The sequence below is a fragment of the Bacillus sp. 01N45 genome, from assembly GCF_056399205.1.
On the sequence record NZ_JBFTQW010000003.1, the window covers coordinates 21319 to 34956 of the forward strand.

Here is a 13638-nt window from a genome sequence, read left to right on the forward strand (position 1 = left end):
AAACTCCTATTTCAACGACTTATAGCGATTTCGTCACTTTTACTCCGAAAAATCCATCTACATTTACAAGTTCACCATACGCCACCAATACATCATTTACATAAATACGAATTGGCTCGTCAATATCCTCATCTAGTACAACCGCTTCATTCTCTTGTAAACTTAAAATATCTTGAATTGTTTTCACTGTGCTTCCAAATACAAATTTCACATTCATTTCTACATTTTGTAAGATGGATGTGTCCATGTATACTGGTTCCATTTGTTTTACTTCTTTAAATTCAATAGTTTGCACAACAGGTTCTACAATTTTTTCTTCTTCAATTTCTTCCGTAACAATCTCTTCTTCCTCTTCCACCATTGGATATAGAAGTCTTCTTACCATTTCTTTCGCTTCTGAAATCGGTAAAATTTGATACATTTTCGATTGAAGCAGGTCGCCAATTTCAAGGTTGAACGTAATTTGGACGAGTTCGTCCACTTTCATTGACTCTCCCAAATATTCCATTTCTTCTTTTAACGTTACGAATTTAACATTTGGTGGTGTCATGTCCATTTTTTCTTGAAACATTTCTGACATCGCCGTCGCAGCATGCCCCATCATTTGGTTCATGATTTCTTTAATACCGCTCAGTTCTAATTCACTAAGCTCCTTCTCTGGATCAACTTCCCCTGTTCCCATCATCATTAAATCTACCATTGTTAAAGCGACATCTTTCGTAAATACGAATACATTTTCATTCTTTAGCCCTTCAACAAAATCAACATTTAAAATAACAAACGGGACTGGTACTCCGTCATAATGACGAACATTGATTGATTCTACATTGGGCGTACTAATTGTAACTGGCTGATTTAATAGTGTTGACAATACTGTTGAAGCTGAACCAATTGAAATATTTGCAATTTCACCAAGGACATCTTTCTCTTCTTGTGTTAAATGCTCTTTTTCAACTTGTTCTTCTACAATCTCAGTTTCCACTATTTCTGCTGGCTCATCTTTTTCTTCTACTCCACCAGATAATTGCATTAATTTATTTACCATTCGTTTCGCATGTTCAACTGAAACAATTTGCACAAGTTTAGAGTTTACAAGATTATCTATCTTTAAATCAAACGATACTTTAACAATCGTTTGATTCCCATCAATCTCAGAAATTTTCTCCATTTCTTCTGATAACTTTACAACTTTAATTGTCGGCGGAGACATATCTACTGTATCTTGAAAGAATTCTGACATAGATGTAGCTGCGAACCCCATCATTTGATTCATCGCTTCTTGTACAGCACTTAGCTCTAATTCACCAAGTTCTTTTCCGTCTTCCACTTCACCTGTTCCCATCATCATTAAATCAGCAATGGATAATGCAACATCTTGCTTAAGGACAAGAAGGTTTTCCATATCTAATCCTTTTGTAAAATGAATGTTTAATACAACGTGTGGAACTTCGACGTCGCTTGAATCATATAAATCTACCAATTCTATGCGAGGAGCAGTAATACTTACTTGCCTATTTAAGATTGTTGATAATACAGTCGAAGCTGAACCAAATGATATATTTGCAATTTCGCCAAGAATATCGCATTCTTGAGGCGTTAAATGCTCATTTTCTTTTTCTAGCACAATTGTGCTCGTATCCCCTTTTGTATGTTGCTCAGGCATTTTCTCTGCCTCCTCATTTCTGTTTTTCTATCAAATGATATAAACTCTCATTTTATTTTAACAAACTTATTATATAAAACGTTAATATGTATTTATTCCCATTTTCAGATTAGTAACGATTAACCAAAAAGCTCCCCAATTGTATACAAGTGGGGAGCTTTCCTTCATTCCTATTATAAACCTTCTGGGTTTAAAATGAGGACCACTCGTCCATCACCGAGAATTGTCGCACCAGAGAAATAATTAGAACTCTCTGCAAAGAAGTCACCTAATGACTTTAAGACGATTTCTCTTTGACCGATAATTGTGTTTACAATAAGTCCATAGCTGCGATGTGTATTACGAACAATTAACACAGGAACCATTTGACCATCATATGACGCAAACGCCTCATCTACTGTTTTCTCACCAAATACAGTACTTAAATGCTTCACTTCAATAATTTGATTACGGTAATTTAACACATCTTTTCCTTGTAAGGATTGGATGTCTTCTCTCTTAATCCGAATTGCTTCAACAATATTACCAAGAGGGAAAGCATAACGTTTATCATTCGTTTGAACAAGCATAGATTGAATAATGGACAACGTTAATGGCAGTTCAATTCTAAATGTACTACCTTTTCCTTCTTCAGAATCAATAATTAAATGTCCACCTAAACTATGGATCGTATGTTTCACTACATCTAATCCAACGCCACGCCCAGAAAGGTCGGATACAACTTCAGCTGTACTAAATCCTGGTTGGAAGATCAAATCAAATACTTCACGATCCGTTAATTTATTTGCCTCAGATTCTGTTACAACACCATTTTTAATCGCTTTTTCTAATACTTTCCCTTTATGAATTCCATTTCCATCATCCGTAATTTGAATAACGACATGATTTCCACTATGAAACGCTTCTAATTTAATCGTACCTGTCTCATTTTTCCCTGCATCACGACGTTGTTCAACAGTTTCAACACCGTGATCAATTGCATTACGAATTAAATGGACGAGTGGATCACCGATTTCATCAATAACAATTTTATCAACTTCGGTGTCTTCACCTGTAATTTGTAAATCGATTTTCTTCCCTAAATCTTTCGCTAACATACGTACCATACGGGGGAAACGATTGAATACCGTTTCAATTGGTACCATACGCATGTTTAGTAGTACATTTTGAATATCTTTTGAAATATCGCCTAATCGATTTAAATGCTCAATTAATTCCTTGTTTTGAATTGCTTGTGCCAATTCATCTATACGACCACGCTCAATTACACTTTCTTCAAACATGTTCATTAATCTTTCAATTTTTTCTAATTGAACACGTATGGAACGATTTTCCACTTTACCATTTTTCGTTTTTGCAGCGCTTTTAGCAGGTGTAGCATTAGCAGATTGCTTCGAAACTTCTTTAGTTGATTCCACATGAGTAGCCGCTTGTAAATCTTCCTGCATAGCTTCTTGTGTACCCAATTCTTTCGAGACTACTTCTTTTAATGTATGTCCTTGCTTCACTTCTACTTTCTCAATTTCAGAAACATGAAGCACTACTTGTTTTAATTCTTCTTCACTTTGATCAGTATCCATAAATACTGTGAACTCAAACCCGAAAGCATCTGCTTCAATTTCTTCAATACTTGGAACTGTTTTTTGTACATTACCTACATTTTGCAGTGCTTCAATACACATAATTGCACGTACTGCTTTTAAAATAGCATGTTGCTCAACAGTTATATGCACTTCATGCGAAACTGCATCATCATTATTTATAGGTTCTTGCTCAATATATTCCGCAGGAGTTTCTACATTGCCATTCAATAATGCTTCTAATTTCTGCTTAGTTGTAATTACATCAATATCGCCCATTCCGCCTTGTTGCACATCTGCAACCATCTTCTCTAAATTATCAATGCACTCAAAAATCACATCAATAATCTCTGCATTTACAACTATATTCCCATGACGAATTTCATCTAAAACGTTTTCCATTTTATGCGTTAAATCCGCCATTTCCGTAAATTCCATACTCGCTGACATACCTTTAAATGTATGGGCTGAGCGGAATATTTCTCCTACTACACTCATATCAGCAGGATTCTGTTCTAAAATTAGCACATTTTCATTTAGCGACTGTAAATGTTCTTCTGATTCCTCAAAAAATATATTTAATAGATCTGTTTGCATTTTCATCCCCTACCTGTCTAACAAACATTTCATTTATGTATAACAATTTAGTGTTTTAAAGCAAGAAAAAAGGGGGCCACACGCATATCCGCTATCAATGTTTAGATTCCTTGTGGCACCCCTTCTATATTAGCTGTTTGCTACTTTTGTTAAAGCTTCAATTACTCGATCCGCTTGGAACGGCTTTACAATAAAGTCTTTTGCTCCACCCTTAATTGCATCTAATACCATACCTTGTTGTCCCATTGCAGAACAAATAACAACTTTTGCACTTGAATCAATTTTAATAATTTCTTTTAACGCTTCAAGTCCGTCCATTTCTGGCATAGTAATATCTAATGTTACAATATCCGGTTGAAGTTCTTTAAACTTCTGAATTGCTTCTACTCCATTCTCTGCTTCACCAATAATTTCAAATTCAGAATTACTTTTTAATAAGTTTTTAATCATCGTTCGCATGAACATCGCATCGTCTACAACTAAAATTTTATGTGCCATTCTTTTTAATTCTCTCCTTCTATGTATAAATATATCTTAATATTTCACCTTATCATTCTCACTCATTATACAAAATAAAATGATAAAATTTAATATTTTTTTAAAAGAATTTTCGTATTTTCATTATTTTATTATTAAAATGATAATATACTATTCTTTTATGTAAATGACAACGCGACGGTTTTTCTCCCAATTTTGCGGTGAATCATTTGGTACAACTGGCTTTGTGTCTGCATATCCTACCGCAGCTAGCCTTTTATCATCCACATTATACACTTCGATTAAGTGGTGAATCATATTTGCTGCTCTTGCTGAAGACAGCTCCCAGTTAGAAGGGAATTTGTCATTATGAATAGGTCTACTATCTGTATGCCCTTCAACAACAATCGGATTTGGTACTGATTGGAAAAACCCAACTAATTGACTTATTATCTCTTTCGCTTCCGGTTTAACGTTCGCGTCACCCGTATCAAATATTAAATTATCTACTATAACGACGCTTACTCCCGTATCCTCTCGATATACATTCACTTGACTAATACCGTTATTATCTACATATGCTTTTAACTTTTTATATAATTCGTCCATTCTCTTTTTAGAGACCATTTTTTCATCATTTTTTTCATGTGAAATATCTGGTATTGTATTTCCCATTACTTTTGCATCTACTTGCTCCACGTCACTAAACTTTTCAAGCATCTTTGACAATTTTACTGCATCCTGCTTTGATGTAGCAACTAGTAATACAAAGAAAGTTAATAATAACATTGTTAAATCTGTAAAAGTCGTCATCCAACGAGGCGATCCCTTTTGCGGTCGTTGCATCATAACCATACCACTCCTTGAAATATTAGGCTGCTCGTTTTACTTTTTTTATCTTTGTTTCGTATACATATGTATCGAGTTTCAACTTTAATTTAGAAGGAATTTGACCGCGATATAATTCTGAAATCGCTTCAATAACAAACTTCTTCTCTGTATATAAATCTTCAATACCACGATACACCTTTTCAGCAAGAGGGATTGCAATCATATTTGCAAGTACTGACCCATACAATGTCGTTAACATCGCAACTGCCATCCCTGTACCAATTTGCGATGTGTCTTGCAAGTTTTGAAGCATAATGATAAGACCGATTAAAGTCCCTATCATGCCCCAAGCTGGAGCGAAATCGCCAATTTTATCTAATAATGCTGCCCCTTTTCTTAACTCATACACTTCCGTTTCAACATCTTTCATTAACACTTCTTTTAATTCATCTTCATCGTAACCACTTAACATTAATCGAATTCCTTTTTGAATAAAAGGATTGTCTACTTGCTCTCCATCAACTTCTAAAGAAAGTAGGCCGTGTTTTTTAGACTTTTTCGAAAAATCAACAAATAAATCCGTTAACTGTTCTAAATTTTCTTCTTTTCTATGTAAAACAGTAAAAATGCTTTTCGTATATTTTTTTATTTCTCCAAATCGATATGCCACAACAATTGTCGCTGTAGTTCCCCCTATGACAATTAAAATAGATGAAATATCTAAAAAGTTTTTAAAAGCTTTTATTCCGCCGCCGCCAATCATAATTGCCGCTATCACTATAGCAAAACCTACTATAATGCCGACTGGGCTAGAAATGTCAAACTTCCTTTTTCTTCTTTGTGGTCTAGCAAATCCTTGATTTTCTTCTCCCATATTCCTGCCCTTTCCTTTTCATTTTTATAAAACATTTTTTTATTTTAATAATGCGTTTTCACATATAATAAGTATTATACGCTTATCATCTGTTTATCGCAATATACTCATAAAATTGACACATTTCATTTCCATATTAGAATTATAGTATGGAAATATGAGGAGGATTACGATGGAACATAACATTTTACAAGTCATTGCACTAGCAGAAAAATTAAAATATGAAATGCGACATAGCTGGCTTTCTAACGGACGTCAAGAAAGTGTTGCTGAACATACGTGGCGCATGTCTCTAATGGCCATTTTAGTTGAGCCTTATTTAGATCAAAAAGTAAATATTGAAAAATTACTTAAAATGGTTATTATTCACGACCTAGTCGAAGCTGAAGCTGGTGATATTCCTGCTTTTGATACAATGAATAGTCATGAATTACAATTACAAAAACAAATAAATGAGCAAGAAGCCATTTTAAATATTAAACGAACATTAAAAGGTTCTCTCGGTGAGGAATTATATGATTTATGGATGGAGTTTGAAGCGAAAGAAACGTACGAGGCAAAAGTAGCTAACGCACTTGATAAGCTTGAGGTGAAAATTCAGCATAACGAAGCTGATATTGATACGTGGCTACCAATTGAGCATAAAATGACATTCCAAGTAGCAAAGCATACAAACTTTGATTCTTTCCTATCTAAATTACAAAAAATGATTGAACAAGATGGCGAAAAGAAATTACTAGCTGCTGGCATTGATGTGGAAGCTTGCAAACGATAATGAAAAGACACTCAATATGAGTGTCTTATTTTATTATCGTTGATATAGCCTGCTTGTATATAAGCTGTTGTTTTCCATCAACTAACATTAAAACGGTAAATTTGTCTATCGCAACAACTTCTCCTACTATTCTAACGCCACTCTTTAAAAAAATTGTAATAATACCTTTTTCTTCTTTTATTTGTTTATATAACTCTTCTTGTAAATGTTCCAAATACTTTTCTCTCCTTTTTTACAAAATATCTTAATATAAAAAACTACAAATTATTTATTTGTGTACTTTATCTTTTACATTCATAAACTTATTAATAAGTATATCTAAATCTCGGCTAAATAACAAAACTTTATCATGATCCAATCCGTGTCTAGCAACAAGTTGGATTAGCTCTTTCTTTTTGTTTTCTATTTTATTGTGTAATTTTCCCATCTCCATCTCTTTACTAAAACTCCCTTTTCCCATAATATTACTTGTAAAATTATAGTACAAATCCTCTCATAAAAAAATATAAAAATGGTTTTTTTTACAATTTTTATATTTTTTTATGAACAAATTGCAAAATATATAATGATTTCTTCACATACCCCTAGCACAATATACAATCAAAATAACCATACAGGCGTTTGTCTAATTACAAAAGAGACTGGCTCCTTTTCCATACAAAAAACATACTGTATATAGTAGTCCATGAATTATATAGATTAACTTACTCAAAAGGAGGAAAACATATGAGCTATGGTGGAAGTTGCTCTGGTTTCGGCGGTGGATTTGCTTTGCTTATCGTACTATTCATCCTTCTAATCATCATCGGATGTAGCTGCTGGGGTGGCGGCGGATACGGATACTAATATATCCTATCCTTAACAAATGAACGAAAAACTATACGAAAACAGCTCATATTCGAGCTGTTTTTTCATACTTTCGTATGAAGTGATATCCCTCTTTTTTGTGATTTCAACTAATAAAAAAACGTTTACTATGAAATAAGAAATGTTTTACTAAGGAGGATTACAATGATTAAAGGTCTTTACGAAGCACACTTACCTGTCAGTAACTTAGAGATATCAATATCTTTTTATGAATCACTTGGACTGAAATTATATAAAAGAGGAGATGATATTGCTTTCTTTTGGATTAAAGAAAACGAAAGTTGGCTCGGTCTTTGGGAAGGCACAGAATACAAAGTTAATTATCACCCTTCTTTACGACACATCGCCTTTCAAGTAAGCTTACATGATTTAGAAAATGCAATACACTGGCTAAACCAAAAAGGAATTTCAGCAAGAAAAGATTTTGGAATGGAACCAATTGAGCCGATTGTTTTTCCAGAATTAGCACATGCCGCCGTATACTTTAATGATCCTGACGGAAATAGTTTAGAATTGATCGCACAATTACCTGTTGGACTTCCTACAGCGGAGAAAGTGTATTTAAGCGAGTGGAAAAAACAAGTTCAAGCATCATCATTACATAAGGATTAATCTTTTTATGTCAGTTTCTTATTCCGCACTTCTTAAAACAAATAGTAACTTCAAAAAACTATTTTACGGTCAAACATTAAGTGTACTTGGAGATTGGTTTCATACTGTAGCTTTAGTAACATTCGTCTATAGCCTAACGGAATCGCCATTTATGATTGCACTCACTTTTATAAGTAAAGGCTTACCACAGCTACTTCTTAGCCCTTTTATAGGCGGAGTTGTAGATCGTTTTTCTAAAAAGAAGATTCTGATTTTTACCGATTTTTTACGAGGCATGATCGTCCTCACTTACTTATTTGCATTATATAAAATTGAGATTATTTTCATTTCTAATATATGTTTATCCGTACTTTCTTGTTTATTTGAACCAGCTAAACAAGCAACCTTAAAAAATATCGTACACCAAAATCATTTCGTAACTGCTAACTCTCTTTCTAGTACAATTAATGGTTTTATGTCTATTATGGGTGCTTCTTTGGGCGGGATAATTGCACAATCTTTACATATTGAGTTCGCTTTTTTAGTAAATAGCCTGTCATACTTTATTTCAGCCTATTTTATTTATACTATGAATGTCCCTTCTCATGATACTTGTAACAAGAAAAAAGCATTTTTTACTGATATAAAAGATGGTTACACATACATATTACAAACAAAAATCATTTTAACGTTAATTCTTGTCGGCATTTCATGGGGTATTATTGGAGGCGCTTATCAGCTACTTCTAACGATCTATGCCGAAAAGATTTTCCACACCAACATTGGAATTTTATATACGATTCAAGGGGCTGGGCTTATGATTGGAAGCCTCCTCGTTAACCTTTATATATCTAAAAATGAAGAAAAAATGAAAAAAGCATTCGGTTGGGCCTATTTCCTACAAGGAATTTTCTTTCTCGGATTCATTTTGTCCGATCAACTTATTATCGGTATCATTACATTGCTTTGTATGCGCATAGCAGGAGGAATTATCGTTCCACTTGATACGACATTACTTCAAACTTATACGAAGGAAAATATGATGGGTAAAGTTTTTTCATTCCATTATTCCATTTACGGATCTCTTATTCAGTTATCCATGTTTTTTACAGGAGCGCTTTTAGAAATTCTTTCTCCGCAAATTATTGGTAGCCTATTAGCTCTATGCTGTATTTTTGTTAGTTTTATATGGCTTTACCTGTTTTATCGCGGGAAACTGATTGAAGAATCTACTAACACTTAATAGCATGTTTATGTACATGCTATTTTTCTTTATGTCGAAATATAAAGGAAAAAGGCGATTTATTTTCCTTATGTTCTAATTTTTTAGAATGTACAATAAATTTAGATCATCAGAAAGGAGATATCATAATGTTTGACGATAGACTTACTATTTCAGCTGAGCAGCAGAAGCTCATTTCTAATGCAACTCGCATTCAAATTCTTCACCTTTTAAAAGACGAGGCACTCACTGCAAAACAAGTAGCTACTAAACTAAATAAATCTGCTGGTAGCGTTCATTATCACGTTCAAATTTTATATGATGGAGGGTTACTTGAATTAGTAGACACGAAAGAAAAACGAGGAATTATTGAAAAATATTACAAGGCAAAATCTGCTCATTTCTATATTGAAGAAAGCGGCACAGAAGGAACGAATACAGGCAGTCATATTGTATCTCATTTATTCTTAACTCCAGAGGAATTACAACAGCTTACTTGGGAAGTTACACAAGTTTTATTACGCTGGGAAAACAAAACCGCTCGTCAATCAAACTCCGAAGAGGAATACGCTATTTCCTGCAGGATTAAAAAACAATGAAAGAAAGGTCCAACTGCTTATGAAAAATAAATTATTATTATTGTCGGGAACAGGAATTTCTCGTTTAGGTGATTTTATGTATCTCATCGCCCTAAACTTAATGGTGTTAAATAGTACAAACTCCCCTGCTGCTGTAGCAGGATTATGGATTGTAGGTCCAATTGCCACCGTTGTTACAAAAATATGGTCTGGTAGTATAGTAGATCGATTAAACAAACGGTCCATTATGCTCATCACAGATATAATTCGGGCAACTCTTATTGGCTGTATTCCACTATTTGATTCTATTTGGGCCATTTATATTTTTATCTTTTTAACTCGCATCGCTACATCATTTTTCGATCCAGCTTCATTCACCTATAAAACAATGCTCATACAAGCTGAAGAACGCGCTCAATTTAACGCTTGGAATAGCTTATTTACAAACGGAGCTTTCATTATCGGTCCAGCTCTTGCCGGAATACTTCTCACCACGCACTCAGCATCCTTTGTAATTTACTGCAACTCACTTTCCTTTCTACTTTCTACCATTCTCATTTACTTCTTGCCAAACATTACGTTACAAACAAAGCAAGACGAAGAAGTTGCAAATACTTTCGTACAAACATTACGAAGTGATTGGAAACAAGTTTTTTCATTCGCTCGAACTGAAACTTACATCATTCTCATATTCGTTTTATTTCAAGCCACTATGCTTGTTTCTATGGCACTCGATTCACAAGAAGTTGTATTCACAAATCAAGTACTGTTTTTATCCAATATAGAATATAGCATGCTTGTTAGTATAACTGGTGCTGCTTACGTTTTCGGTTCATTTCTTGTTTCTCTCTTTGCTAAACGATTACCAATTCAACATTGTATCGGATTAGGTATGATTTTCACAGCAATAGGCTATGTAATTTTCGCCTTTTCAAATTCATTTATAGTTGCAGCGAGTGGTTTCATTTTACTTGGCATTTCTTCATCATTTGCTGGTACTGGCTTTATAACATTTTATCAAAATAACATCCCTGTACATATGATGGGACGTATTGATAGCGTATTTGATTCCATAAAAAATTTCATCCAAATCTTTTTCATTTTAGCAATTGGGGCATCCGCACAATTTCTTTCCGTTCAAATCACTGTAATAAGCAGCTCATTACTCATTCTTTTCCTTTCCTGTTTATTAGCAATCCGGGTAATGACGCCTTCACGAGAAAAATATTTTAAGGCTACAGGGTCATCATTGGAATATTAAATGCGAGAAAAAAGCGGCTATTTAGCCGCTTTTTTCCCGTTTTAAAGGACAGTAAGCCCCACTGATTAAAGTTTCACTTTATGTTAAAATATGTATTGGACCTAATTATGTAGGAGGACTATATTGGAGATTATATTCACTTTCATATGTATTATATTAGTAGCTTCTATTTTACAAACAAGTACAGGTTTTGGCTTTTCTATTATGGCAACACCTTTCTTACTCATGCTATTTCTACCACAAGAAGCTATACAAATAAATATCATTTTATCATTAATTATTTCTATATCACTCATCTGGAAAATAAGAATGGACATTGATTTTATTCTACTGAAAAGATTAATTTTCGGAAGTATAATTGGTGTTCCTTTTGGTATTATCATTTTCACTTCCATTAACATCAACACATTTAAATTAGCAATTAGCATCCTTCTCTTACTATTAACGTTGATGCTAATATGCAACTTTAAGATTCAATCAACAAAATCTAGAGATTTCATAGTTGGCGGATTATCTGGTCTTTTAACGACAAGTATCGGTATGCCAGGACCTCCACTGTTACTTTATTTTACAGGAACTGATACGAAAAAGGAGAAGTTACGAGCAACTACATTGGCTTTTTATCTATTTATATATTTCATTAGCCTACTAACCCAAATACTCTTCACTGGGACAAACAAAACAATTTGGGAATCCAGTTTATATGCTATTCCAATCGTATTTCTAGGTTTGTATATAGGTCAAATTATTTTCAAATGGCTTAATCAACGGATTTTTAAAATATTTACGTACATCCTTTTGAGTTGTACAGGTATGTATCTTCTTATTGAAAGTTTGCATTTATTATAAGTAAGTTTTTCAAGATAAAACGATTAAAGCTTGCTTCATTTTTCTCCTCCAAAAAAGGCAGACCTGCATGCAGGTCTGCCTTTTTTCTCATTTCTTATTAAATCCTTTTTCACTTAAAAACTCTTTCATATGCATTCTTTTTTCTTTAGCCATAAACGAACTCATTGATTCCGTCCATGTTACGTTTTTCTTGTTTGCTGATCTTTCTTTGTAATACGAGCTCATCGTTTCATCGTATTCGTTTAATAATTCATCATATTTCTTTTCATCATACCCATTTTCATGAAGAATTGCTGCTACTGGTAAACGCGGTTTCACTCCATGATTTTCATCTGGTACACCAACTGTCATTCCGAATATAGGATATACTTTATCTGGTAAATGAAGCAATTCACTTACTTCTCTCGGGTTATTACGAATACCACCAATATAACAAATACCGTATCCTAACGATTCTGCTGCTAACGCTAAGTTTTGCGCGAACAGTGAAGCATCTACCGTCGCAACGATAAAGTCTTCTACTCCTTCATGCTTAATCTCTGTACCATGCTGTTCACACGCCATTTCAAGTCGTTTTAAATCTGCACAACAAACAAAGAATGCTGCGCAGTCTTTCACGTGACGATTTCCGGATAGCTCTGCTAGTTTAACCTTTAGGTCTTGATCTGTTACATATATAACAGAATACGCCTGTACAAAATGCGAGGAAGCAGCATGCTGCGCAGCTTGCACCATTCTTTCTACTACATCTTTCGGAATTGATTCTTCTTTATATTTACGAACTGAAACGTGTTGCTCCATTTTATGTATGATCTCATTCATGAAAAACACTCCTTTTTTCTCTTCATAATGAAAAATTAACATATCTTTTTCAATATTCACAACTTATAAGCACAAAAAGAGCAATTCTTTTTGAATTGCTCTTTTTAAAACTTCTATTAGTACGGTAAATGAAATTATATCGACGATTCCTTGCATTATATCAACGATTTTTCGAATATATCGACTTACCAACAAATACCGACAGGTTTACATCAAATTATTTCTTGTCTTATTACGCTGTTTTCAAAACTTTAACACCTTTTACGATATTCCAAATGAAGTAATAAACCCCTACAAGAATGAACACCGCATATGTGATCATCATTCCAATTCCAGCACCATCAGATTGATTGAAGCTTAAACCATATATGCCGGATACTGCTAATCCACCAAATAAAACCGCATACGGGAAAATATGTGACCAAAATGCTTTTTTCGCGTGGTATTTCACTTCATCCTCCGCAACGAAGTAGACGATAATTGGCAGTAAAAATGGTGCAAAAAAGATACTAAAGTAACATAGTGAAGATAATATATTATTTCCTTTCATCCGATTCACCTCTAAATAGTTTTTGTTATCTTCATTATGTCAGGAATCGATTCTAGAAACTATCGCTTTACCTTTCATGAACATGACATATTTGTAAGATT

General features: G+C 33.8%; 16 protein-coding genes. 7 read left to right on the forward strand and 9 right to left on the reverse strand.

Annotated elements, in window-relative coordinates; genetic code table 11:
* Nucleotides 1-19: 19 nt before the first annotated feature.
* From AC1DMU_RS07850 to AC1DMU_RS07870, 5 genes are all read right to left on the reverse strand, one after another.
* A complete protein-coding gene (locus AC1DMU_RS07850; RefSeq protein ID WP_088062762.1) occupies nt 20-1663 on the reverse strand; it encodes a flagellar motor switch protein in 1644 nt (547 codons plus the stop codon).
* A 173-nt stretch (nt 1664-1836) separates the two neighbouring features.
* The gene (locus AC1DMU_RS07855) at nt 1837-3840 is read right to left on the reverse strand and encodes a chemotaxis protein CheA (protein ID WP_088062761.1); all 2004 of its coding nucleotides are present in this window, start codon (nt 3838-3840) and stop codon (nt 1837-1839) included.
* Between the two features lie 129 nt (nt 3841-3969).
* Nucleotides 3970-4338: a response regulator gene (locus AC1DMU_RS07860; protein ID WP_000940570.1), complete on the reverse strand. Its 369-nt coding sequence runs from the start codon at nt 4336-4338 to the stop codon at nt 3970-3972.
* Nucleotides 4339-4488: 150 nt separating this feature from the next.
* Nucleotides 4489-5166: an OmpA family protein gene (locus AC1DMU_RS07865; protein WP_048566819.1), complete on the reverse strand. Its 678-nt coding sequence runs from the start codon at nt 5164-5166 to the stop codon at nt 4489-4491.
* A gap of 22 nt (nt 5167-5188) precedes the next feature.
* On the reverse strand, nt 5189-6022 hold the full coding sequence (locus AC1DMU_RS07870; RefSeq protein ID WP_088062760.1) for a flagellar motor protein MotP: 834 nt from the start codon (nt 6020-6022) through the stop codon (nt 5189-5191).
* A gap of 172 nt (nt 6023-6194) precedes the next feature.
* Here AC1DMU_RS07870 and AC1DMU_RS07875 point away from each other — a divergent pair, with 172 nt between their 5' ends.
* On the forward strand, nt 6195-6797 hold the full coding sequence (locus AC1DMU_RS07875; RefSeq protein ID WP_064476552.1) for an HD domain-containing protein: 603 nt from the start codon (nt 6195-6197) through the stop codon (nt 6795-6797).
* 25 nt (nt 6798-6822) lie between these two features.
* Here AC1DMU_RS07875 and hfq read toward each other — a convergent pair whose 3' ends face one another.
* Both hfq and AC1DMU_RS07885 read right to left on the reverse strand, forming a co-directional pair.
* A complete protein-coding gene (gene hfq, locus AC1DMU_RS07880; RefSeq protein ID WP_088062759.1) occupies nt 6823-7011 on the reverse strand; it encodes an RNA chaperone Hfq in 189 nt (62 codons plus the stop codon).
* Between the two features lie 54 nt (nt 7012-7065).
* The gene (locus tag AC1DMU_RS07885) at nt 7066-7284 is read right to left on the reverse strand and encodes an aspartyl-phosphate phosphatase Spo0E family protein (RefSeq protein WP_002096752.1); all 219 of its coding nucleotides are present in this window, start codon (nt 7282-7284) and stop codon (nt 7066-7068) included.
* A 239-nt stretch (nt 7285-7523) separates the two neighbouring features.
* Between AC1DMU_RS07885 and AC1DMU_RS07890 the strand changes: the two genes are divergently transcribed.
* The 6 genes from AC1DMU_RS07890 (at nt 7524) to AC1DMU_RS07915 (ending at nt 12165) form a co-directional block, all read left to right on the forward strand.
* Nucleotides 7524-7643 (forward strand): YjcZ family sporulation protein, encoded by a 120-nt coding sequence (locus AC1DMU_RS07890; RefSeq protein ID WP_000120183.1) that lies wholly within the window; start codon nt 7524-7526, stop codon nt 7641-7643.
* Between the two features lie 165 nt (nt 7644-7808).
* On the forward strand, nt 7809-8276 hold the full coding sequence (locus tag AC1DMU_RS07895) for a VOC family protein (RefSeq protein ID WP_000589719.1): 468 nt from the start codon (nt 7809-7811) through the stop codon (nt 8274-8276).
* 7 nt (nt 8277-8283) lie between these two features.
* Nucleotides 8284-9498, forward strand: a complete 1215-nt coding sequence (locus AC1DMU_RS07900) for an MFS transporter (protein WP_088062758.1) — start codon at nt 8284-8286, stop codon at nt 9496-9498.
* 128 nt (nt 9499-9626) lie between these two features.
* Nucleotides 9627-10076: an ArsR/SmtB family transcription factor gene (locus AC1DMU_RS07905; RefSeq protein ID WP_000459087.1), complete on the forward strand. Its 450-nt coding sequence runs from the start codon at nt 9627-9629 to the stop codon at nt 10074-10076.
* A 19-nt stretch (nt 10077-10095) separates the two neighbouring features.
* A complete protein-coding gene (locus AC1DMU_RS07910) occupies nt 10096-11316 on the forward strand; it encodes an MFS transporter (protein WP_088062757.1) in 1221 nt (406 codons plus the stop codon).
* 123 nt (nt 11317-11439) lie between these two features.
* Entirely contained in the window at nt 11440-12165 is a 726-nt protein-coding gene (locus tag AC1DMU_RS07915) for a sulfite exporter TauE/SafE family protein (RefSeq protein ID WP_087985597.1), read from the forward strand.
* 87 nt (nt 12166-12252) lie between these two features.
* Here the strand turns inward: AC1DMU_RS07915 and nfsA are convergent, their stop codons facing one another.
* Entirely contained in the window at nt 12253-12987 is a 735-nt protein-coding gene (gene nfsA, locus AC1DMU_RS07920) for an oxygen-insensitive NADPH nitroreductase (RefSeq protein WP_088062756.1), read from the reverse strand.
* Between the two features lie 232 nt (nt 12988-13219).
* On the reverse strand, nt 13220-13537 hold the full coding sequence (locus AC1DMU_RS07925) for a magnetosome magnetite crystal formation protein family (protein WP_088062755.1): 318 nt from the start codon (nt 13535-13537) through the stop codon (nt 13220-13222).
* Nucleotides 13538-13638: the final 101 nt, after the last annotated feature.

Bases quoted from the DNA above. Each gene is read 5' to 3' on its own strand.
- AC1DMU_RS07875 (WP_064476552.1), top strand. From the start codon at position 6,195: ATGGAACATAACATTTTACAAGTCATTGCACTAGCAGAAAAATTAAAA.
- AC1DMU_RS07850 (WP_088062762.1), bottom strand. From the start codon at position 1,663: ATGCCTGAGCAACATACAAAAGGGGATACGAGCACAATTGTGCTAGAA.
- AC1DMU_RS07900 (WP_088062758.1), top strand. From the start codon at position 8,284: ATGTCAGTTTCTTATTCCGCACTTCTTAAAACAAATAGTAACTTCAAA.
- AC1DMU_RS07865 (WP_048566819.1), bottom strand. From the start codon at position 5,166: ATGATGCAACGACCGCAAAAGGGATCGCCTCGTTGGATGACGACTTTT.
- AC1DMU_RS07860 (WP_000940570.1), bottom strand. From the start codon at position 4,338: ATGGCACATAAAATTTTAGTTGTAGACGATGCGATGTTCATGCGAACG.
- nfsA (WP_088062756.1), bottom strand. From the start codon at position 12,987: ATGAATGAGATCATACATAAAATGGAGCAACACGTTTCAGTTCGTAAA.
- AC1DMU_RS07910 (WP_088062757.1), top strand. From the start codon at position 10,096: ATGAAAAATAAATTATTATTATTGTCGGGAACAGGAATTTCTCGTTTA.
- AC1DMU_RS07870 (WP_088062760.1), bottom strand. From the start codon at position 6,022: ATGGGAGAAGAAAATCAAGGATTTGCTAGACCACAAAGAAGAAAAAGG.
- AC1DMU_RS07855 (WP_088062761.1), bottom strand. From the start codon at position 3,840: ATGCAAACAGATCTATTAAATATATTTTTTGAGGAATCAGAAGAACAT.
- AC1DMU_RS07890 (WP_000120183.1), top strand. From the start codon at position 7,524: ATGAGCTATGGTGGAAGTTGCTCTGGTTTCGGCGGTGGATTTGCTTTG.
- AC1DMU_RS07925 (WP_088062755.1), bottom strand. From the start codon at position 13,537: ATGAAAGGAAATAATATATTATCTTCACTATGTTACTTTAGTATCTTT.
- AC1DMU_RS07905 (WP_000459087.1), top strand. From the start codon at position 9,627: ATGTTTGACGATAGACTTACTATTTCAGCTGAGCAGCAGAAGCTCATT.
- AC1DMU_RS07895 (WP_000589719.1), top strand. From the start codon at position 7,809: ATGATTAAAGGTCTTTACGAAGCACACTTACCTGTCAGTAACTTAGAG.